The organism is Streptococcus sp. ZY19097, from assembly GCF_040731245.1.
Classification (GTDB): Bacteria; Bacillota; Bacilli; order Lactobacillales; family Streptococcaceae; genus Streptococcus; species Streptococcus orisratti.
In genome coordinates this window covers 1,688,921-1,710,034 of sequence record NZ_CP160400.1, presented here as the reverse complement: position 1 = coordinate 1,710,034, position 21,114 = coordinate 1,688,921, and the positions used below count along the sequence as shown (strand labels likewise).

The window sequence follows — 21,114 nt, the reverse complement described above, 5'->3', positions numbered from 1 at the left end:
CTGATGGCACTTACAGCGCTTGAAATTAAAGACAAAACCTTTTCAACTAAGTTTAGAGGTTACAGCGAAGAGGAAGTTAATGAATTCCTTGATATCGTTGTTGAAGACTACGAAGATTTAGTTCGTCGTACGCACGATCAAGAAAATAAAATCAAAGATTTAGAAGAAAAATTAGCTTATTTCAATGATATGAAGGAATCTTTAAGCCAATCAGTTATCTTGGCTCAAGAGACCGCTGAAAAAGTTAAGGCATCAGCTAATAATGAAGCTGCAAATTTGATTAGTAAAGCTAATTACGATGCACAACATTTACTTGATGAAGCAAAATCAAAAGCAAATGAAATTTTACGTGGAGCTGCAGATGAGGCGAAAAGCGTAGCAATTGACACTGAAGACTTGAAACGTCAGACACGTGTCTTTCATCAACGTTTGGTTGCTTCAATTGAGGCTCAGCTAGGTTTGGTGAAATCACCTGAGTGGGATGAGTTGCTTCAACCGACTGCAACTTATCTTCAAGGTTCAGATTCAGCTTTCCGAGAAGTTGTAGAAAAAGTACTGGATGAAAAACTTCCAGAAGTAGTTGATGAAGAGTCAACTGATGCCACGCGTCAATTTTCACCAGAAGAAATGGAAGAATTACAACGACGGGTTGATGAGAGCAATAAGGTCTTAGAAGAAACACAAAGCTTCAACGTTTCTCAGGAAAATCCAGAAATTAACTTGAATGAAACACAAACCTTTAAATTAAATATTGAGGAATAAGAAAAACAGAATTTGTATTTAATATTTTCAGCGAGCAAGTGATGGTGTAAGACTTGTAATCTCTTAAATGCAAATGATCATTTTCTATCTTTCTATCTGAAGTAAGTAAGATAGGAGGGGTCATCTACCTTACAGATGACAAGAGGGGATAACTATTTTGGCTAATATGTCACAATTAGTTATCCTAAATTAAGGTGGTACCACGAACTTTCGTCCTTATGAAAGTTCGTGGTTTTTATATTTTTGGGCAATGATTGAACGGCAAAAATTAAGTACCGTCTCATTATTATAAGCTTTCAGACTGACAGACTTGTCTGTACTGAATACATTTTTACATCAAATTAAGGAGAAACCATGAAATTAAAAGAAACGCTGAACTTAGGGAAAACTGCTTTTCCGATGCGTGCTGGTCTTCCGACCAAGGAACCACTATGGCAAAAAGAATGGGAAGAAGCAAAAATCTACGATAGACGTCAACAATTAAATGCAGGAAAACCATCCTTCCACTTACATGATGGTCCTCCCTACGCCAATGGAAATATTCATGTGGGACATGCATTAAATAAAATTTCGAAAGATATTATTGTTCGTTCAAAATCGATGTCTGGTTTTCGTGCACCTTATGTTCCAGGATGGGACACACATGGTCTTCCAATCGAGCAAGTGTTGGCAAAACAAGGTGTTAAACGTAAAGAACTTGATCGTGCAGAATATTTAAAAATGTGTCGCGATTACGCCCTCTCACAGGTTGATAAACAGCGTAATGACTTCAAACGTCTAGGTGTCTCTGCTGATTGGGAAAATCCGTACATTACTTTGGTACCTGAATACGAAGCTGCGCAAATTCGCATTTTTGGTGCAATGGCTGACAAAGGTTATATCTATCGTGGTGCTAAACCAGTTTATTGGTCTTGGTCTTCAGAGTCTGCGTTAGCTGAAGCTGAAATTGAGTACCATGACATTGATTCCACATCTTTATATTACGCCAACAGGGTAAAAGATGGGAAAGGAATCCTTGCAAATGGAACTTATATCGTTGTTTGGACGACTACACCATTTACTATTACAGCTTCACGTGGACTGACAGTTGGTCCAGATATGGATTATGTTTTAGTTCAGCCTGCTGGAGATGACCGTCAATTTTTGTTAGCTGAAGTTTTAGTAGATAGCTTGGCTACAAAATTTGGTTGGGAAAGTTTCGAGCTTATCTCTCGTCATAAGGGTAGCGATTTGGAGTATATCGTTACAGAGCACCCATGGGATGAGACTGTTGATGAATTAGTGATTTTGGGTGACCATGTTACCACTGATTCTGGTACAGGTATTGTCCATACTGCACCATCATTTGGTGAGGACGACTACAATGTTGGCATGAAATATGGCTTAGAAGTTTATGTGACTGTTAACGAACGCGGTCTTATGAACGAATTAGCTGGTCCAGATTTTGAGGGACAATTCTACGATAAGGTTGTTCCAACAGTTCTTGAAAAATTAGGAGATCTACTCTTAGCAAAAGAAGTTATTAATCACTCTTACCCATTTGACTGGCGAACTAAGAAACCAATTATTTGGCGAGCTGTTCCGCAATGGTTTGCTTCTGTATCTAAATTCCGTCAGGATATCCTTGATGAAATTGATAAGACAACATTTTACCCATCTTGGGGACATACCCGCCTCTATAATATGATTCGTGACCGTGGTGATTGGGTCATTTCTCGTCAACGTGCATGGGGAGTGCCACTTCCAATCTTCTATGCTGAAGATGGTACAGCTATCATGACAAAAGAAGTTACCGATCATGTTGCAGATCTTTTTGAAAAAGAAGGCTCAATTATCTGGTGGGAACGTGATGCTAAAGACTTGCTTCCGGAAGGTTTCACTCACCCAGGCTCACCAAACGGTATTTTTGAAAAAGAAACAGACATCATGGATGTGTGGTTCGACTCAGGTTCATCTTGGAACGGTGTTATGAATGCTCGTGAAGGTTTGGAATACCCAGCAGACCTTTATCTTGAAGGTTCTGACCAATATCGTGGATGGTTCAACTCATCCTTAATTACTTCGGTGGCGGTTAATGGACACGCACCATATAAAGCAGTTCTTTCACAAGGTTTTACCTTGGATGGAAAGGGCGAAAAGATGTCTAAATCATTGGGAAATACTATCTTACCAAGTGATGTTGAAAAACAATTTGGTGCAGAAATCTTGCGCCTCTGGGTGACAAGTGTGGATTCAAGTAACGATGTTCGGATTTCTATGGATATCTTGAAACAAACGTCTGAAACTTATCGGAAAATTCGTAACACCTTGCGTTTCCTAATTGCCAATACATCTGATTTTAATCCTAATACAGATGCCATTGCTTTTGAGAGCCTTCGTCCAGTTGACAAATACATGACTATCAAGTTTAATAGTCTGGTTAAAACCATTCGTGAAGCCTATGAAAAGTATGACTTCCTCAGCATTTACAAGGCAGTTGTGAATTTTATCACCGTTGATTTATCAGCCTTTTACCTTGATTTTGCCAAAGATGTGGTTTACATCGAAGCAGCAGACAGCGTAGCTCGCCGTCAAATGCAAACCGTCTTCTATGATATTTTGGTGAAAATCACGAAATTATTGACTCCTATTTTACCACACACTGCAGAAGAAATTTGGTCATATTTAGAACATGAAGTAGAAGATTTTGTTCAATTAACAGATTTACCAGAAGCTGAAACTTTTGCTAATCAAGAAGAAATCCTTGAAGAATGGGAAGCTTTCATGACCTTGCGTACACAAGCCCAAAAAGCTCTTGAGGAAGCTCGTAACGCGAAAATCATTGGTAAATCCTTAGAAGCACATTTGACGATTTACGCTGGTGAAGAAGTGAAAACACTCTTGGCTACACTTGACAGTGATCTTGCTCAATTGATTATTGTTTCTCAGTTGACAGTTACGGATCAACCGGCTCCTGAGAATGCTGTGGTATTCGAGAATGTTGCCTTTACAGTCGAACATGCACATGGTGATGTCTGTGAACGTTGCCGTCGTGTTGACGAAACGGTAAGGGAACGTAGCTACAAGGCAACTATTTGTGATCACTGTGCAGTAATCGTTGAAGAAAACTTTGCTCAAGCTGTCTCAGAAGGGTTTGAAGAAAGCACAAAATAGAATGACACTATTTTATAGTTCGGTTAATATAGTCAATTAGTTTATCTTTGATTATTTCGACGTAAGAGGAAACTCCGTTTCCTTATTTCCAACTTCAAACACTCCACTGGATTGTTTGAACTCACTTTGCCGTACTTTACGAAAGTCACTTGCTTCGCATGTCTTATTTCCAGCCTAGAACAGCCTAGAGGCTGTTCTAGCAACCTGCAGCTCGTTGCCTTGTACTAAAAGCAAACTAAACTAAACATACTAAGATTAGTAGTGAAGAAATCTCCGACGGGAGAAAGTACACACTACTTTTTCTTTATGATAAAGTAGAGGTGTCTTGTTAAGTCGAGGGTTCTTTTGACGCTAGACGTCGCGTATTGAAAATGACATCACTAAAACAAGGAATCATTCAAGACAAAGAGGTCATATCATGCGAGTAGTATTTGGGATTGACGTGAGTAAGGTAAGTTCAGAAGTGGCTATTCTAGTCAACGGCGAGAAGGTTCATGGCTATACCATGCCCAATGATGCCATTGGCTTTGCTCGGCTACTTGGCGATTTGAAAACCGTCCACAAGCCAGAAATCATCTTTGAAGCAACAGGCGTCTATTCTCGTCGTCTTCAAGCTTTTCTGGATGAATATGGCTACGCTTACACACGGCTCAATCCCTTAGAAGCCAAGAAGCAACTGGATAGCTTGCGTGTGCGGAAAACAGATCAAATTGACGCTGAAAAACTGGCTCAATCTCAATTTGTGCTGAATCGTAAACCGACTTATGTCCAAGAAGAAGTCTATCAAGACTTGCGGGATCTCAGCCGTTTCTATCAGAATCTGACCGAGGACATCGTTCGAGCTAAAAATCGTCTACACAAGGTCTTACAGGTCACTTTCCCAGAGTTGGAGACTATCTTATCAACGCCAACTGGGGAACAATACTGGAACTTGGTCATAGCCTTTCCTTGCAAGGACTTCGTGCTTGACTTAAGCAAGGATGAACTCTCAAAGAGCATCCGTCTGTCCACTTCAAAACGGATTTCTGACGAGCGTGTGGCCTACTTAGCAGAGAAGCTGACAGCACTAGCTAATCAATCTTATTGTGCCGTTAAGAAAACCTCTCCAATACTTGAAGAGGTGCGTTACTATGGAAAAGAATTGCTTAGACTTTCTGAACAGAGACAAATAGTCTTAGACGAAATGGTGGAAATAGCTCAACCTTTACCAGAGTATGACATTCTGCTCTCTATTACTGGTATCGCTGAGACCACTGCAACAAGTATTATTGGTGAACTGGGAGATATTCGCCGTTTTCAGTCTGCCAATCAAATCAACGCCTTTATCGGCATTGACCTGAGACACTATGAATCTGGAAACTTCATCGCTAAGGAACACATTACCAAGCGTGGGAATCCTTACGCTAGAAAGATTCTGTTCAAGTGCATTCACAATATCGCTTCAGCTAGTCACACCAATCCTTGCCATATCGCCGACTTTTATGAGAAACGAAAAAGACAATCGCAAACGACTTCAACCAAGCCACACACGATTGCCTCCATACATCGTCTCATTCGGACAATGTATTACCTCATTATGCATAACAAACTTTACGATTACACTTTAACCAAAAATCAGTAAAATTGTTTATGCCATATTATTGTAACACCTTATCAAAAAATTTCAACATAAGGTGTTGCTTTTGTATACACTTTTTATGTACTTTTTATGTAAATCTTTAGTGTAAAGTAAGCTCACTTCCCTATTTGATGACTGTATGAAAATTATTTTTTCTCTAAAACCTTGATAGGCTTGATGAATGGTAGAAAAGACTATAAGTGGATTGCTAGTCAAGATTATGCCACTTTGACTGTTGTGGTCCCAAGGACAGGGTCACTGACGGGCATTGGGACAAAATGAAAATACTGGCAAAGAGCATCAGCAGGAATACCATAGAGGAGATTGTAATAAATGGAGGTGAAATACGAAAAGAAAAAAAGTTTTAGCTATTACAATAGGAAGTAAATATATAAATTACAGTAATACTGAGTGGAATCTAATAAAAACTACAATAAACAATTATAGTGAATATGCAAATAAAGAGGTCCTAAATAATGAAATAGCAGCCAACGTCTGTATAGACGCTGGCTGCGTAGTTAAAAAGAAACGTGAAAAATACTTTAGAACAGCATGAAATCCTTTTTAGTCATTCCTTTTTTTCTTGAACTTCGTTAGTGGATTGCTATCCCTTATAGGGCTGATTTGTGTTGTCGGAAGTATTAGTGTTTATCTCAGACGTGTTTTTTTGAATTTTGTTTGTGACTGTAATCAGCTTTTACGTTTATAAGCGGTACTCCAAAAGGTGCTTTATGCGGTCTGGGCTTTCGTCTGGACCGTAATTTTTGGGGAAACGGTCTAGTGCTTGTATCTGAGCTATGTCGTGATCAGTTAGTTGAAAGTCAAAAATGTCAAAATTTTCAATCATTCGATCTAGATGTATGGATTTTGGGATAGTCAAGATGTCGCTTTGAATTTGCCAACGTAAAATGACTTGAGCGATGGACTTGCCATGTTTTTCGGCGATATGTTCAAGTGTGGCATCTTTGAAAATGCCATCGTTGCCCCTGTTGAAAGGGCTCCATGCTTGAGTTGCCACACCAAATTGAGCATTGGTTGCTTGAATGAGAGGATGCTGCTTGTAAGGATGAAGTTCAATCTGATTCAGGGCGGGGACAACTTCAGTTTGAAGGGCAAAATCTGTCAAATGTCCTGTAGAGAAGTTTGATACTCCAATCGCTCGAACATAACCTTCTTTGTAAAGTTCAGTCATTGCTCGCCAAGCCCCGTATAGATCACCAAAGGGCTGATGAATGAGGTAAAGATCCAAATAATCAGTTTTCAACTTATTTAGGCTTTCATGGAAGGCCTTTTTAGTTTCTTCATAACCCAACTGACTGATCCATGCTTTGCTAGTCAGGAAAACGTCCTCACGCGCCAGACCAGAGGTCTTGACAGCTTGACCAACGGCCTCTTCATTTTGGTAAAGTGCTGCGGTATCGATAAGGCGGTAGCCAACTTGCAAAGCCTGTTTAACGGCTTTCTGACACTCAACCAAATTGAACATTTGCCAGACACCAAAGCCAAGTCGGGGAATTTGAACCCCATTATTTAACGTTTTGAATTCCATAGGAATACCTCCATACCTCATTTTACCATAAAAGAGTTAAGGCCTAGTGTGTGAACCAAGGCTTTTTTTGATTTCTTGGATAAAAGCTGAGCTGATATCTGATATTTTTTTCTTTTTATTGGTCACGTAGCCAAGTGTGTGGCTAGGACTGTCTTTTAGCGGAATGAGAACTATCTGTTCTTTGATGAAACTATCAACGATGCCTAAACCAGAAGCGTAGGCGTCGCTAGCGCAAAGTAAATTCATGACAGTACCACGGTCATTACTATAAAGGATACGCTGACCTTGGTGAACTTCCAAAGGATCTTCATCAAAGTTGAGACCAGATTTTTCTTGACGAAACCGAACCTGCTGGTAACCTTCTAAGTCAGCTTCGGAGATTTCACTATTTTTAGCCAGAGGATGCTGGCGACGCAGAAAAATGCGAGTTGGAAAATCACCAAGAGATGTGAATTCCAAGTCGTGGTTAGTAAGAGAGCGTTCTAAAATATGCTTATTACCATCATTCAAGTAAATAATGCCTAAGTCCGCCTCAAAATTTGCCACGTTTTCAAGAATGCGTTTAGTCGTTGTCTCAATTAATTGAAATTCCTGATAGTCTTCTCCAAATTGCTCAGCCATTTTTGCCAAAGGAATCGAAAGAAAATCGTAGTGATGGGAGGCTACTGTAAAACTTTTCTTAAAAGTGCTGTGATAGCGCTGTTCAAGTAAATTCAACTCACCGATAATTCGTTTTGCATATTTGAGAAAATCATGCCCATCTTCAGTTAATCTAGTTCCCATATTGGAACGTGTAAAAAGTTGAACTCCGAGTTCATTTTCCAAATCTTTGATAGAACTGGATAAATTAGGTTGGGTGACGTAGAGCTCTTTAGCAGCCTGACTAAAAGACCCTGCTCTAGCAACCACCTCAACATAACGACACTGTTGTAAATTCATAAGAGACCCTCCCCAAAAATACTTGTTGTCATTATAACAGAAACGTTTCTGAAAAATCAGCAAAATCCTGATACAAAAAAACTAAGAGGTGATAACTTTTATTTATAACGGATGATAAGTTTTGTTAATTATAAATTTTTCTTATCACTAGACATAAAAAATAGAGATTATGCAAGGAGTGAAAGGGATGGTAAGATAAGAGCAAGTTAAAAAATGAAGGGGGATTGAAGATGAAAAAATATTTTAACTTACTAATTCTTACAGCACTCGGATTGTTGTTGACAACCAAGGTTGATGCAGACAGCAAAACCTTGACGGTAGCTTTGGAACAAAATACTCAACCGCTGAGTTATAATAACAAAAATGGGAAATTAGTGGGTTACGAGGTAGATGTCATTAAAAAAATCAACTCAGTAATCAAAGGTTATCATATCAAAATTGAGGCAGTATCTGCTGAGGCGGCTGAGGTTGGTATTGAAAGTGGAAAATATGATTTAGTTGGTGGCGGTCTTTTTAAAACGGCAGAGCGCGAAAAGAAATATCTTTTTCCAAGTGAGAATACAGGAGTTAGTACGATTGAAATTTACAAACGCAGTGACGACAAAGATATTCAAACCTTAGATGATCTTGTTGGTAAAAAATTAAGTCCAGTGACAGCTAACGGAGGAATTTATAACCTACTAACAACTTACAATAACAAGCATCAAGATAATCAGATTACTATTCCACTTGGAGAGAGTGGGGAACTTGCACAACGTTATCAAAATCTTGCAGATGGCAAATATGATGCAGTTGTAATGCCTTCAAATTTTGGAGCGGACAAAATTATTAAGCAATTAAATTTAGATGTCGTTACCGCTGATGAACCTGTTCAAGTAAACGCAACTTATTTTATTATTTCAAAGAAAGAGCAAAAGTTTAAAGAGGCTTTTGATAAAGCTGTCAACAAATTAAAGGCTCAAGGAACCTTGTCCAAATTGTCTAAAAAGTGGTTTGGAGAAGATATGTTCAAATATAAAATAACAGAAGAATAATCGTTAATGGAGGGAATATGAGTATTGATTATATGTTAGAAATCTTACCGAGTCTTTTATCAAAAATTCCCTTAGTTATCTCTGTTTTTCTTTTATCAGCATTGGTCTCTCAAGTTCTTGCGGTCATACTTGTCGTGATACGTGAGTGTAGGATACCTCTTCTATCGCAACTTATTTTTGTTTTTATTTCCTTTGCCAGAAGTGTTCCAGGTCTCATTCATATTTTCATTGTATATTATGGCTTACCTTTGCTGTTATTACGTTTTGGAATTGACATCAATCACTGGAGTAAATTTGCATTCTCAGTCATCGCTTTGAGCATTTATCAAGGTGTGACGGTTTCTGAAATTATAAGACCGGCTTATGAAGCGATTCCTATAGAGCAATTTGAAGCAGGTAAGAGTATTGGAATGACAACAGGGCAGATTATTAAAAGGATTATTGTGCCACAGATGTATCCAATCATGCTTCCGAGTTTAGGAAATGCCTCAATTGATCTATTTAAATACACCTCTTTATTATTTTTAATTGGACTTGCAGATATTATGGGGCAAGCTGAAATATTTGTGGCTAATTCTTATGGTATTTACCAGCTGGAAGTTTATTTTATTGTTGCTCTCATTTACTGGTTTTTTTCTTGGGGGGTTGGGCAGTTGTTTAAATCTCTTGAACAATCTTCGAGACGTTTCTTAGCGAGTTGAGGTTGATTATGGCAGGGTATATTGACATATTTAGAAAGATAATTGTTGTTGTTCCCTACACACTTTTTCTAGCAATACTTATACTTATTATTGGTGTTTTAGGGGGAAGTGTTTTAGCAGTTGTAAAGAATAAAAAATTTGTATTTCTTAATACGATAATTGATCTTTACATTTCGTATATCCGAGGCGTTCCTATTGTTGTACATTTATTGATTGCACAGGCTATGCTACCCCAAATTGTTGAGGGGTTCTATAAACTGTCTGGAAAAGAAGTCTTAAATCCAGATATTCCCGCATTCGTAATTGTATTGGTCTGTTATAGTTCATACCAGATTGCAATTGAATCAGAAAACTTGAGGGGGATTTATCAATCTTTTGATAAAGCACAGTTAGAAGCCGGATTATCAATTGGTTTAACACTGGGGCAAGTTTTCAGGAGGATTGTGATACCGCAATTGATTCCAACAGCAATACCGATTTTGTTAAATTCATTTCTAAAGATTGTTAGGACATTATCGGTTGCTTTTTTAGTTGGAGTCGTTGATATTATGGCGAGTGCTCGCTATGTGGCGGCTTTAACATCAAATTATGTATTATCATTTGTTGTGGCTGGATTGATCTATTGGTTTATTTGTTTGAGTATTGAAGGTTTACTAAGGTTATTTTCAATAGGATTAAAATTAAGCGAGTATAGGTGAAGATATGAGTAAAATCGAAAAAATTAAAAAAGTTTTAAATGGTGAATTAACAGAGGATATTCCATTTTCTTTTTGGACACATTTTCCAGATATTGATCGAATTCCAGAATTAATAGCTGAAGAAACCTATCAGTTCTATAAAAGATTTGACCTAGATTTTATTAAAACTATGAACAATGGTATGTATGCAACTGAGGACTATGGTTGTAAGATTGATTATTCTAAAATTGAAAGTGGAGGAGTTGCTGAAATCATCTCCACCCCAATTGAAAGTTACACTGATTGGAAAAAATTAAAGACGCTAAATCTCCAAGATGCTCCAGCTTTGCAGCGTGAATTAACTTATTTACGGCTGCTTTTAGAAAGAGTGCAGGGAGAGGTTCCTGTCGTAATAACGGTTTTTAGTCCGTTGACGATTGCTGATAAAATCAGTGGAGGAAAAATTTTGGAAAGCATTACAGAGGAAGAAAAAGGTGGTCAATTGTTTAAGTCTGCACTAGAGAAGATTTCAAAAATTACTGCAGAATTTGTAGCAGAAGCAATATCAATTGGTGCAGATGGTATCTATTTTGCCAGTCAAGTCAGTACCTTTGAGAGGCTATCTGCACAGCAATATCTTGAATACGGTCGCCCTTATGATTTGAAGGTTTTAGAAAAAGCTCAAGATGCTTGGTTTAATACTGTTCACTTACATGGAAATAAAATCATGTTTGATGTTGTCAAAGATTATCCTGTTCAGGCAATTAATTGGCATATAGGCGAAAGCTATCCAACTCCAAGAGAAGGGCAGATTTATTCTCAAAAAGTAATCATGGGTGGAATTAATAGATGGGATGTCACCGCGTCAAATTTTAATGAATTGCATCATCAGATTTATCGGACTATCTTTGGGACACAAGGGAAAGGGCTGATTTTAGCTCCTGCGTGTGTTATCCCTAAACCTTATGATGACGGTGTTATTGATTATCTGAAAAAAGTAAAGCAAGAAACTCAAATATTATTTAATGATAATTATCTTGAAAGTAGTTTACTTTAAACTGAAGTTAGTAGTGAGATATGACATGAAGATGAAATTAATCATTTTTTTAGTTGCTTTTTTTCTAATTTGTATGGTTTTAGTCCTTATAAGTCAAGAGTCTATTTTTTCCGCCATTTTTCCTAATTGTCATGTCAAAACTATATCAAGAGATGATTTAGAACGCATCAACTGTTTCAAAAGTTTCTTTTTATTAAGGTGAAGAAAGCTTTAGGGCAAAAATGTTAACTGCCGATAAAATAATTCAGAACAACATATCATTTTTCTTATTGTACCGGCCTTGTGCTGGTTTTTTATTGATAAATTGCAAGAATAGATGCAACTTATATTGAAACCATTAATATCTCAAAGGCTATCTGATAACCTAAATATTTTCGTGAACTAGAGTCTAGTTTCACCATAACAAATACTTATAGCCAGCAATAACATTTACTGATTATAAATTTTTCTTATGGCTAAACATAAAAAATAAAGATTATGCAAGGAGTGAAAGGGGTGGTAAGATGGGAGAAAGTTAAAAAATGAAAGGAAGTATTACGATGACAACAAAAAGGGAATTAGTTTTAAAAGCCTTTCGAGGCGAAGAGGTTGATCGAGTGCCTGTTGGTTTTTGGTACCATTTTGCGGAAGAAGATGAATTGTTGAGAGGATTTAATAATCCAGAAATTTTCGCTAAAAATGTTGCAGGTCATAAGAAATTTGTTGATGATGTTAAACCTGATTTTGTCAAAATCATGAGTGATGGTTTTTTTGCTTATCCAAATCCATTGATCAAAGAAGGTATTAGTTCTATTAAAGATTTGGCAGGCATCCAGTCAATCGGTGAAGATCACCCTTGGTTTGACCAACAAGTTGAGCTGGTCAAGCAAGTTCGTGCTAATTTTAGAGAAGATATCGTTTCAGTTTATAATATTTTTGCTCCATTGACACATTTAAAATGGCAAATCTCAAATAAAGTTGCTTATGGAGACGAACGTGTTGCAGAATTTCTACGAGAAGATCCAGAAACTTTAAAACACGTTTTGGATGTCATTGCTTATGATATTGCGCAACTTGTAAAGAAAGTCATTACAGAAGCAGGTGCAGACGGTATTTATTATAGTGCCCAAAATATCCAAGCCACAGGGATTAAACGTCAAGATTATATTGATTATGTTTCAGAGAGCGATTTAATCGTCTTGGAAGCAGCCAATAGAGTTCAGGGGCAAACCATTCTTCACATTTGTGGCTACAAAGGGGCAAGTAACGATGTTACTGTCTTTAAAAATTACCCTGTACAAGTTGTCAATTGGGCCGTCGAACCTGAGGGGATTTCACTAAAAGAAGGTCAAAAGTTATTTGGTGGAAAGACTGTTTTAGGTGGATTTGAAAATACTGAACATAGTTTACTTTATACTGGAAGTAAAGAAGAAGTTCAAGCAGAAGCGAAGCGTTTAATTACCGACAATGGCAAACGAGGGATTATCATTGGCGCAGATTGTACTATTCCAAGCGATATCAGTTCAGAGCGTATTGAATGGGTACGTGAAGCAGTAGCTCAAGCATAGGAAGCAGGGGGAAATATTATGAGTAAGAAAAAATGGATTATTGCTAGTGGAGTACTCGTCGCGGTTGTTGCAGCAACTGTCATTGGACGACAACTAACAGGTAAGTCAGACAGTGATACTAATTCAGCATCAGGCAGTTCCGATAAGGTCATTACGCTAAAGGTTGCACACACACAAAGTTATGCTCCTTATGATTTTGTCAATGAAAAAGGTGAAAGTGATGGCTTTGAAGTTGCTGTTTTGAAAGCTATTGATAAAAAATTAAATAAGTACCAATTTGAATATACTGGAACCAGTGATGAAGACTTGTTGATTGGACTTGAATCGGGCAAGTATGACATTGGAACAAAAGGAGCATGGTACACTGCTGAGCGTGCAGAAAAATTTATCATTCCTAAAAATGCTATTGGGGCAAGCATCATTGGCTTTACCATTCGTAAAGATGATGCAAGCAAATTTAAAGATATTGATTCTTTTGCAGCAGCTGGCGGGAAATTAGTGCCTATTTCTCCCCAAAATGCTCAATACAATGTTATTCAAGAGTATAATAAGAAAGCCTCAAACCCAATCGCTCTAACTGAAGCGGAAAGTTTCAATGTGGCAGATGCTTATGCTTGGGTATTAGAGGGACGTTACGATGCCTACTTTGATATCAAATTATCTTTTGAAAATGCAGTAACCAAGGAGGATGGCGCCTATCATCAATACGCTGAAAAGTTGACTTGGTTCCCTTATAAAGGAATCGAAACTTATCCACTTATTCATAAAAATGCTACCAACGAGGATTTTGCGAAAGCCTATGACAAAGCAATCCAAGAACTTCAAGACGATGGAACAATTTCTAAACTTTCTAAGAAGTATTTTGGAGAAGATGTTTTCTCATATGTAACGGATTAAATGTAAAGAGCTGAAGGGAAGACTCTGAATCCTGAGGAGTTCTTTCCTTTTTGATTAATACTTTGGAGGTGTTCATGGTTTCTTATGACCTATCTTATGTTTTTAAATTTCTTCCAGATATTCTATCTGCTCTACCATTAACGCTGTGGATACTATTGCTAACGACTAGTCTAGGAAGTCTACTTGGAGCTCTCTTGGCTTGGGGACAGCTTTATGGTGATGAGGTGTTAGCATCCTTATCAAGGGGATATGTCTTTGTCTTGAGATGTACACCTCCGATTGTACTTCTTTTTATGGTTTTTTATGGATTGCCAGAATTTTTAGAATGGTGGCTTGGTTTAGATGTTAATGGTTGGTCACGGACGATTTTTGTAGTAACAGCTATGACATTATTATTTGCAGCCAGCATTTCAGAGGTTTTCAAATCCGCCTATGAAGCTGTCCCAGTAGGTCAGATGGAAGCAGGATTAAGTATTGGATTAACAGAACTACAAACTTTTTGGAGAATACTTTTCCCTCAAGCTTTTCGCATAGCCTTGCCTAATATTAGTAACGCCATTTTGAATTTGTTGAAAGATACGGCCTTGGCTTATACTATTGGGTTAGTCGATGTGATGGGTGCTGGAAATCTTTTAATTGGACGAAATCTTGGAAACTATTCTTTAGAAACTTATACAGCTGTTGCTGTTATTTATTGGGGGCTTGCTTTGTTACTGTCAGTTGGAAGTCAGCTTCTTGAAAAGTCTTTAGATGCAGGAAAACGGTAGGAGGAACTTATGAATTTTAATTTTATTATTTCTACTCTCATTAAGGCTTTATCAGGTGTTCCAGTAACATTGGGTATAATGATTGTTGCTATTTTGCTAAGTTTCTTTCCGTCACTTTTTCTAGCTTTGGGACGGTTGTACAAGGTAAAGGGGGTTACAGGATTTTCAATAATTTATTTAGCTTTTATCCGATCAACACCACCTATTTTATTGATTTTATTTTTTTATAGCCTTTTTCCGAGTGTTTTAAATAGCTTATTAAAAGGGACTGGTATCAATGTTTTCGAGATCAATCCAATCTTTTATGCCTTTATCATTTTTAGTTTGATGACAACAGGAAGCCTCTCTGAGATTATTCGCTCTGCTATTTTAACCGTAGACAAGGGACAATTGGAAGCGGCGCAGGCTATCGGATTAAGCAATACGCAGGCCTATCTTAGGATTATTTTTCCACAGGCATTGCGCTCAGCTCTTCCCAATCTTTGTAACTTGGTAATCAATCTGGTTAAGGGAACATCTTTGGTTTTTGTGATGACAGTTAAAGATATTACGGCAATCGCTAAAGTGGAGGCTGCCTACGGTTATCAGTATTTTGAGTCTTACTTTGTTATCTTTATCATCTATATTTTAATTTGTGGTATTATCCAGTATATATTTAGAAGTCTTGAAAAGCGTGTAAAATTTGCATAGGAGTTAATATGTTAGAAGTAAAAAATATTGAAAAATCGTTTGGCGATAAAAAAGTTTTGGATGGTGTTAGTTTGAAGGTCAATCAGGGAGATGTTGTGGTTATCCTTGGTCCCTCTGGCTCAGGTAAGACAACATTTTTACGTTCTCTCAATTATTTGGAAAAAGCAGATTCGGGACAACTGATATTGGATGAAAAGTCTTATGACTTGTCTAAAATCAGCCGTAAGGATGTTCTGGAAATTCGTCAGAAAACAGCTTTTGTTTTCCAGAATTATAATCTTTTTGCCAATAAAACAGCTCTAGAAAATATTTTGGAAGGACTTGTTATTGCGAGAAAAATTCCAAAGGCAGAGGCCTTGGTGATTGCCGAAAAAGCCTTAGAAAAAGTGGGCTTATCTGATAAAAGAGATGCTTATCCAAGTCAACTTTCTGGAGGTCAGCAGCAAAGGATTGGAATTGCCCGTGCTATCGCAGTTAAGCCAGATGTTATCCTTTTTGACGAGCCGACCTCTGCGCTTGATCCAGAATTGATTGGAGATGTGTTATCTGTCATGAAAGAATTAGCACGAGAAGGCGTGACCATGGTGGTTGTCACACACGAGATGAGCTTTGCGCGAGATGTAGCAAACCATGTTATCTTTATGGAAGGTGGACATATCATTGAAGAAGGCGAGCCAAAAAACTTCTTTACGCGCCCAAAAGAAGAAAGAACAAAGCAATTTTTGACACGAATCATACCAGAATTAAGTATGGATCCGATTATTTGATAATGACTCTTGAATGTCTCATTCCACCGGTGCCGATAAAGTAACAGTTGTCTATTTATTAGTTATTGAAATTTGCAGATTTCTCAGTTTAACACATCATCACAGCCCATTTGGGGCTGTTTTTGGAGTTAATCTTGCTATAATTGTTCTCTATGTTTGAGAGTTAGAGAGGTTACAGAGGTGACTTTAAGTCAATTGGCTAGAACATCAGCTGTTTCTGATAAAATGAGGACTATTCTAGAGGATTATCAAAGTGTTTTGGTTGACCAGTTTTATCCAAGACACCCCAAATTTGGATTTGAAAAATTGAGTCACTGACTCAAGATGGTTTGCTAGTGAATTTCTGTGTGGGAAGATGGTAACATTTGATTATTAATATTGTTTGGTGAGGGATATTTTCTTTGTGCAATGAAGTGATTTTTCATATGAAAGTCGCTTTTTTTACGTGTTGATGGTAGAATAGTATGAGGACTAAAAGTAATTAAGAGATAAGATATGACAAAGAAAATCGGCGTTGGTAAGGCGCATAGTAAAATTATTCTGATGGGAGAACATTCGGTAGTGTATGGCTATCCAGCTATTGCAATTCCCTTGAAAACAATTGAGGTGGAGTGTTACATTTACCCATCAGATCATAGCATTATTTTTGATTTTGACGACACCCTGTCCACTGCTATTTATGCCGCTTTGGACTATTTGGGCAAGACTCAAGTTGCTATTTCCTATGATATCAGGTCAGAAGTTCCTCAAAAACGTGGCATGGGCTCTTCTGCAGCAGTTTCGATCGCTGCTATTCGAGCGGTATTTGATTATTTTCAGCAAAGTGTTTCTGATGAGTTGCTAGAAGTATTAGTTAACCAAGCAGAAATCATTGCCCATACTAATCCGAGTGGTTTGGATGCCAAAACGTGTTTGAGTGACGAAGCAATCAAGTTCATTCGTAACGTCGGGTTTGAAGCAATTGATTTGAATTTGAATGCGTATTTGGTGATTGCAGATACAGGAGTTCATGGCAATACAAGAGAGGCAGTGGATAAAGTAGCTGCATCAGAAATCGACAATCTTCCATTCCTCTCCCAATTGGGGCTGTTGACCGAACAAGCGGAACAGCAGATTATCGCAAAAGATTGTCAGGGACTTGGACAGTCAATGACAGCTGCGCATGCATTTTTGCAAAAAATTGGTGTCAGCCTTGAAAAATCTGATCACTTAGTAACCAGTGCCCTTGAAGAAGGAGCCTTAGGTGCCAAGATGAGTGGTGGTGGACTAGGGGGCTGCATGATTGCTCTGGCAGAAACGGAAAATCAAGCTCACAAAATCACTGATAGACTAAGAAAGGAAGGAGCAGTTAACACGTGGATTCAAAAACTGTAAGCGTTAAATCTTATGCAAACATTGCAATTATCAAATATTGGGGTAAGGCTGATCCTATTAAAATGATTCCTGCGACTAGCAGCATTTCTTTGACCTTAGAAAATATGTTTACCACAACCACAGTTAGTTTTTTACCTGAAACTGCAAAGCATGATGAATTTTACATCAATGGTGTCTTGCAAGACGCCAAAGAGCATGCCAAAGTCTCAGCTATTGTGGATGATTATCGTTCAAACAAGTTTCACTATGTCAAAATAGAAACAACGAATACCATGCCAACAGCTGCAGGGCTGTCTTCTAGCTCTAGTGGTCTGTCAGCCCTTGTCAAAGCTTGTAATCTACTTTTTGAAACAGGATTGAGTCAGTCGGAACTGGCACAAAAAGCCAAATTTGCTTCTGGTTCTTCGTCGCGCTCTTTTTTTGGACCCGTTGCAGCTTGGGACAAAGACAGCGGGGAAGTGTACAAGGTTGAGACGAAGTTGAAGCTTGCTATGCTCATGTTGGTCTTGAATGATCGTAAAAAACCAATTTCTAGTCGTGATGGAATGAAGCTCTGTGCCGAAACCTCGACAAATTTTAAAGAGTGGATTGCTCAATCTGAAAGAGATTATAGCGCCATGTTGGCTTATCTCAAAGAAAATGATTTTGAAAAGGTTGGTCAATTGACCGAGAGTAACGCCCTTGCCATGCATGCAACTACTAAGGCGGCACAGCCAGGGTTCTCATACTTGACCGATGACTCTTACAAAGCGATGGCGTTTGTAAGAGAACTTCGACAAAAAGGAGAACTTTGCTATTTCACTATGGATGCAGGTCCAAATGTTAAAGTTCTTTGTCGAGAAGAAGACTTGGAGCGTCTGAGCCAGCTTTTTGAACAAGAAGGTTACCGCGTTATCGCCTCACGAACAAAGGAATTACCCGATGACTATTAAAGTGCAGACTAGTGGGAAGCTGTATATTGCTGGGGAATATGCTGTGCTAACACCAGGGCAGACGGCCTTGCTCAAGAATATTCCTATTCAGATGACAGCAGAAATAGTAACGGCAGGCACCATTTCACTGTCCTCTGACATGTTTGATTATGTGGCAGACATGACGCCAGACCATAATTATGCCCTCATTCAAGAGACGGTGACTAGCTTAGCGGCTTATTTAGGAGTGACCATAGCAGAGCTGCGACCTTTTTCCCTCACCATCACCGGGAAAATGGAAAGAGATGGGAAAAAGTTTGGCATTGGCTCCAGCGGTAGCGTAACTGTGCTGACCTTGAAAGCCTTATCAGCTTTTTATGCCCTTGATTTGTCAGCTGACACTTTGTTTAAATTAGCCTCCTACACCCTTATCAAGCGTGGAGATAATGGTTCTATGGGAGATATTGCCTGCATTGCCTACGATGACTTGGTGGCCTTTACGTCCTTTGACAGACAGCAGGTGCGTGACTGGATTGTTAACGAAGAGATACAGACGGTGTTGGCAAAAGATTGGGGTTATCAGATTGAAGTAGTGAAACCAGCGATTGCCTGTGACTTTTTGGTAGGATGGACCAAGCAGCCTTCTATCTCAAAAGACATGATTGACCGTGTAAAGTCCTCCATCACTGCGGATTTTTTGAAAAATACACAAGCTAGTGTGCTGTCCTTAAAATTGGGGTTAGAAACGGGAGATAAAGTCTCTATTAAGGAACATATTGAACGAATTTCTGATTTGTTGCTTAAGCTAAATCCTGCTATTTACAATCAAACCTTGCTAAACCTCAAGTTAGCTAGCCAAGGTCTGGATATCGTTGCTAAGTCTTCTGGCTCTGGCGGTGGAGACTGCGGTATTGCCCTATCTTTTGATGCTAAGGATAGTCAAAAGCTGATTGAGGCGTGGGAAAATGCAGGAATTGAACTATTACACAAGGAGACATTATGAGTACATTAATTTTAGTTCAACCATCGGAAGCCTATCTGTCAGAAATTGCAGTCTATAAAGCAGCATTTGAGAAGTCGGGCGAGCATATGCATGGAAATGCAGGACTTATCAATTTTGATAGTCTAAAAGATTGGTTGAGGCATGTTGAGCAGTTTCGTAAAGGAATTGATATTCCTGAAAATCGTGTGCCTTCAAGTGCTTTTCTCTGTATCCGTGAGTCGGATAATAAAATGGTAGGCATCTGTAATATTAGGCACAATCTGACTTTACCACATGTTTTCAATACCATGGGGCACATTGGCTACTCTATTCACCCTCATGAGCGTCGAAAGGGGTATGCTAAAGAGCAACTGAGTTTAGCTTTGATAGAAGCTGGTAAACTAGGCATTGACAGGGTTCTTCTGACTTGCGATGAGACAAATATCGGTTCTGAAAAGACGATTTTAGCTAACGGTGGTATTTACGAAAATACCTATCATAACTCTGAGGATGGCAGCCGAACGAAACGCTTTTGGATTGAGGTATCTAAATGACCAACCGAAAAGATGACCACATCAAATACGCGCTTAAATACCAAGCGCCATATAATAGTTTTGATGATATAGAGCTTATCCAGCACTCTTTACCAGATTACGACTTGGCAGAGATTGATTTGACGACCCATTTCGCTGGTCGAGATTTTGACTTTCCTTTTTACATTAACGCTATGACAGGCGGATCGGAAAAAGGCGGTGCGGTCAATCAAAAGTTAGCCCAGCTTGCTCAAGCAACGGGGCTCGTCATGGTGACGGGGTCTTACAGTGCCGCACTAAAAAAACAGGAAAATACGACATACCCTCATCGCAAAGATTACCCAAACTTGCAATTGGCGACCAATATCGGAATTGATAAGCCAATTCAGGCTGGTCTGAGAACGGTAGAGGAGATGTCTCCTATCTTTTTACAGCTTCATATCAATCTGATGCAGGAACTCCTGATGCCTGAAGGTGAACGGGAATTCCGAAGTTGGAAAAAAAACCTTGCAGATTATGCGAATCAAATTTCTATCCCAGTCATTTTAAAAGAGGTTGGGTTTGGTATGGATGTCAAAACTATTGAGCAAGCAGCCAATTTGGGTATAAAAACTTTTGATATCTCGGGACGCGGAGGGACTAGTTTTGCCTATATCGAAAATCAACGTGGCTGTAATCGCTCTTATCTTAATGACTGGGGACAGACCACGGTACAAGTGCTTCTCAATGCCCAACCTCTGATGGATAAGGTAGAGATTTTAGCTTCTGGAGGTGTCCGTCATCCCCTGGATATGATTAAGGCGTTAGTTTTAGGAGCCAAGGCTGTCGGTATATCGCGCACAGCCTTGGAACTGGTCGAACACTACCCACTTGAAAAAGCCATTGAGATTGTCAATGGCTGGAAGGATGACTTACGCCTTATCATGTGTGCCCTTAATTGTAGGTGTATTGAAGATTTGAAAAAGGTTGATTACATCTTATATGGTCGCCTTAAAGACAGTCATAGTTTTCAAAAAACAAATTATTGACGCATTGCGATGATTTTAAGGATCCAATGAGGTGTTACAACCTATTACCTAAAAATCAAAGATAGTAGAAATCAATTGGTGCATGGTTATACTCAATGAAAATCAAAAGTAGCCTAGGAAACGAAGCC

Annotated in this window: 19 protein-coding genes; 17 read left to right on the top strand and 2 right to left on the bottom strand. The window is 38.6% G+C overall.

Annotation, left to right across the window (positions count from 1 at the left end; genetic code table 11):
- The first annotated feature begins 3 nt into the window (after positions 1–3).
- The 3 genes from ABZ559_RS08620 to ABZ559_RS08610 all read left to right on the top strand — a co-directional run bounded on the left by ABZ559_RS08620 (position 4) and on the right by ABZ559_RS08610 (position 5,536).
- A complete protein-coding gene (locus ABZ559_RS08620) occupies positions 4–762 on the top strand; it encodes a DivIVA domain-containing protein (protein ID WP_367005996.1) in 759 nt (252 codons plus the stop codon).
- 354 nt (positions 763–1,116) lie between these two features.
- A complete protein-coding gene (gene ileS, locus ABZ559_RS08615) occupies positions 1,117–3,915 on the top strand; it encodes an isoleucine--tRNA ligase (protein ID WP_367005994.1) in 2,799 nt (932 codons plus the stop codon).
- Between the two features lie 418 nt (positions 3,916–4,333).
- Positions 4,334–5,536 carry an IS110 family transposase gene (locus ABZ559_RS08610; RefSeq protein WP_367005993.1) on the top strand — a complete coding sequence of 401 codons (1,203 nt, stop codon included), beginning with the start codon at positions 4,334–4,336 and terminating at the stop codon, positions 5,534–5,536.
- 700 nt (positions 5,537–6,236) lie between these two features.
- On the opposite strand, the gene ABZ559_RS08605 is transcribed toward ABZ559_RS08610, so the two are convergent.
- Entirely contained in the window at positions 6,237–7,082 is an 846-nt protein-coding gene (locus ABZ559_RS08605) for an aldo/keto reductase (RefSeq protein WP_367005991.1), read from the bottom strand.
- Positions 7,083–7,118: 36 nt separating this feature from the next.
- The gene (locus ABZ559_RS08600; RefSeq protein WP_277291645.1) at positions 7,119–8,021 is read right to left on the bottom strand and encodes a LysR family transcriptional regulator; all 903 of its coding nucleotides are present in this window, start codon (positions 8,019–8,021) and stop codon (positions 7,119–7,121) included.
- A 230-nt stretch (positions 8,022–8,251) separates the two neighbouring features.
- Between ABZ559_RS08600 and ABZ559_RS08595 the strand changes: the two genes are divergently transcribed.
- The 14 genes from ABZ559_RS08595 (at position 8,252) to fni (ending at position 20,986) form a co-directional block, all read left to right on the top strand.
- Positions 8,252–9,055 (top strand): transporter substrate-binding domain-containing protein, encoded by an 804-nt coding sequence (locus tag ABZ559_RS08595; RefSeq protein ID WP_367005989.1) that lies wholly within the window; start codon positions 8,252–8,254, stop codon positions 9,053–9,055.
- A 17-nt stretch (positions 9,056–9,072) separates the two neighbouring features.
- A complete protein-coding gene (locus tag ABZ559_RS08590; RefSeq protein WP_321056618.1) occupies positions 9,073–9,756 on the top strand; it encodes an amino acid ABC transporter permease in 684 nt (227 codons plus the stop codon).
- A gap of 8 nt (positions 9,757–9,764) precedes the next feature.
- Positions 9,765–10,454 (top strand): ABC transporter permease subunit, encoded by a 690-nt coding sequence (locus tag ABZ559_RS08585; RefSeq protein ID WP_018376666.1) that lies wholly within the window; start codon positions 9,765–9,767, stop codon positions 10,452–10,454.
- Between the two features lie 4 nt (positions 10,455–10,458).
- On the top strand, positions 10,459–11,490 hold the full coding sequence (locus ABZ559_RS08580) for a uroporphyrinogen decarboxylase family protein (RefSeq protein WP_317335734.1): 1,032 nt from the start codon (positions 10,459–10,461) through the stop codon (positions 11,488–11,490).
- Positions 11,491–12,029: 539 nt separating this feature from the next.
- Positions 12,030–13,037, top strand: coding sequence for a uroporphyrinogen decarboxylase family protein (locus ABZ559_RS08575; protein WP_367005987.1), 1,008 nt, complete (start codon positions 12,030–12,032; stop codon positions 13,035–13,037).
- Positions 13,038–13,055: 18 nt separating this feature from the next.
- On the top strand, positions 13,056–13,934 hold the full coding sequence (locus ABZ559_RS08570; protein ID WP_367005986.1) for a transporter substrate-binding domain-containing protein: 879 nt from the start codon (positions 13,056–13,058) through the stop codon (positions 13,932–13,934).
- Between the two features lie 74 nt (positions 13,935–14,008).
- Positions 14,009–14,701 (top strand): amino acid ABC transporter permease, encoded by a 693-nt coding sequence (locus ABZ559_RS08565; protein WP_277291067.1) that lies wholly within the window; start codon positions 14,009–14,011, stop codon positions 14,699–14,701.
- 9 nt (positions 14,702–14,710) lie between these two features.
- On the top strand, positions 14,711–15,391 hold the full coding sequence (locus tag ABZ559_RS08560) for an amino acid ABC transporter permease (RefSeq protein WP_367005985.1): 681 nt from the start codon (positions 14,711–14,713) through the stop codon (positions 15,389–15,391).
- A gap of 8 nt (positions 15,392–15,399) precedes the next feature.
- The gene (locus tag ABZ559_RS08555; RefSeq protein WP_367005983.1) at positions 15,400–16,158 is read left to right on the top strand and encodes an amino acid ABC transporter ATP-binding protein; all 759 of its coding nucleotides are present in this window, start codon (positions 15,400–15,402) and stop codon (positions 16,156–16,158) included.
- 495 nt (positions 16,159–16,653) lie between these two features.
- Positions 16,654–17,532, top strand: coding sequence for a mevalonate kinase (mvk, locus tag ABZ559_RS08550; RefSeq protein WP_018376673.1), 879 nt, complete (start codon positions 16,654–16,656; stop codon positions 17,530–17,532).
- Complete coding sequence (mvaD, locus tag ABZ559_RS08545; protein ID WP_367005981.1) at positions 17,514–18,464, top strand: diphosphomevalonate decarboxylase; 951 nt, start codon at positions 17,514–17,516, stop codon at positions 18,462–18,464. Before mvk ends, mvaD begins: the two co-directional genes overlap by 19 nt.
- Entirely contained in the window at positions 18,454–19,446 is a 993-nt protein-coding gene (locus ABZ559_RS08540) for a phosphomevalonate kinase (RefSeq protein ID WP_367005979.1), read from the top strand. Before mvaD ends, ABZ559_RS08540 begins: the two co-directional genes overlap by 11 nt.
- Positions 19,443–19,979 (top strand): GNAT family N-acetyltransferase, encoded by a 537-nt coding sequence (locus ABZ559_RS08535; protein WP_367005978.1) that lies wholly within the window; start codon positions 19,443–19,445, stop codon positions 19,977–19,979. The genes ABZ559_RS08540 and ABZ559_RS08535 overlap by 4 nt, the downstream gene beginning before the upstream one ends.
- Entirely contained in the window at positions 19,976–20,986 is a 1,011-nt protein-coding gene (gene fni, locus ABZ559_RS08530; RefSeq protein WP_367005976.1) for a type 2 isopentenyl-diphosphate Delta-isomerase, read from the top strand. The genes ABZ559_RS08535 and fni overlap by 4 nt, the downstream gene beginning before the upstream one ends.
- Positions 20,987–21,114: the final 128 nt, after the last annotated feature.

Coding starts and splice junctions, on each gene's coding strand:
- ABZ559_RS08565 (WP_277291067.1), top strand. CDS start 14,009: ATGGTTTCTTATGACCTATCTTATGTTTTTAAATTTCTTCCAGATATT.
- ileS (WP_367005994.1), top strand. CDS start 1,117: ATGAAATTAAAAGAAACGCTGAACTTAGGGAAAACTGCTTTTCCGATG.
- ABZ559_RS08610 (WP_367005993.1), top strand. CDS start 4,334: ATGCGAGTAGTATTTGGGATTGACGTGAGTAAGGTAAGTTCAGAAGTG.
- ABZ559_RS08535 (WP_367005978.1), top strand. CDS start 19,443: ATGAGTACATTAATTTTAGTTCAACCATCGGAAGCCTATCTGTCAGAA.
- ABZ559_RS08540 (WP_367005979.1), top strand. CDS start 18,454: ATGACTATTAAAGTGCAGACTAGTGGGAAGCTGTATATTGCTGGGGAA.
- ABZ559_RS08605 (WP_367005991.1), bottom strand. CDS start 7,082: ATGGAATTCAAAACGTTAAATAATGGGGTTCAAATTCCCCGACTTGGC.
- ABZ559_RS08600 (WP_277291645.1), bottom strand. CDS start 8,021: ATGAATTTACAACAGTGTCGTTATGTTGAGGTGGTTGCTAGAGCAGGG.
- ABZ559_RS08585 (WP_018376666.1), top strand. CDS start 9,765: ATGGCAGGGTATATTGACATATTTAGAAAGATAATTGTTGTTGTTCCC.
- ABZ559_RS08575 (WP_367005987.1), top strand. CDS start 12,030: ATGACAACAAAAAGGGAATTAGTTTTAAAAGCCTTTCGAGGCGAAGAG.
- ABZ559_RS08595 (WP_367005989.1), top strand. CDS start 8,252: ATGAAAAAATATTTTAACTTACTAATTCTTACAGCACTCGGATTGTTG.
- ABZ559_RS08580 (WP_317335734.1), top strand. CDS start 10,459: ATGAGTAAAATCGAAAAAATTAAAAAAGTTTTAAATGGTGAATTAACA.
- ABZ559_RS08555 (WP_367005983.1), top strand. CDS start 15,400: ATGTTAGAAGTAAAAAATATTGAAAAATCGTTTGGCGATAAAAAAGTT.
- ABZ559_RS08590 (WP_321056618.1), top strand. CDS start 9,073: ATGAGTATTGATTATATGTTAGAAATCTTACCGAGTCTTTTATCAAAA.
- mvk (WP_018376673.1), top strand. CDS start 16,654: ATGACAAAGAAAATCGGCGTTGGTAAGGCGCATAGTAAAATTATTCTG.
- ABZ559_RS08620 (WP_367005996.1), top strand. CDS start 4: ATGGCACTTACAGCGCTTGAAATTAAAGACAAAACCTTTTCAACTAAG.
- fni (WP_367005976.1), top strand. CDS start 19,976: ATGACCAACCGAAAAGATGACCACATCAAATACGCGCTTAAATACCAA.
- ABZ559_RS08560 (WP_367005985.1), top strand. CDS start 14,711: ATGAATTTTAATTTTATTATTTCTACTCTCATTAAGGCTTTATCAGGT.
- ABZ559_RS08570 (WP_367005986.1), top strand. CDS start 13,056: ATGAGTAAGAAAAAATGGATTATTGCTAGTGGAGTACTCGTCGCGGTT.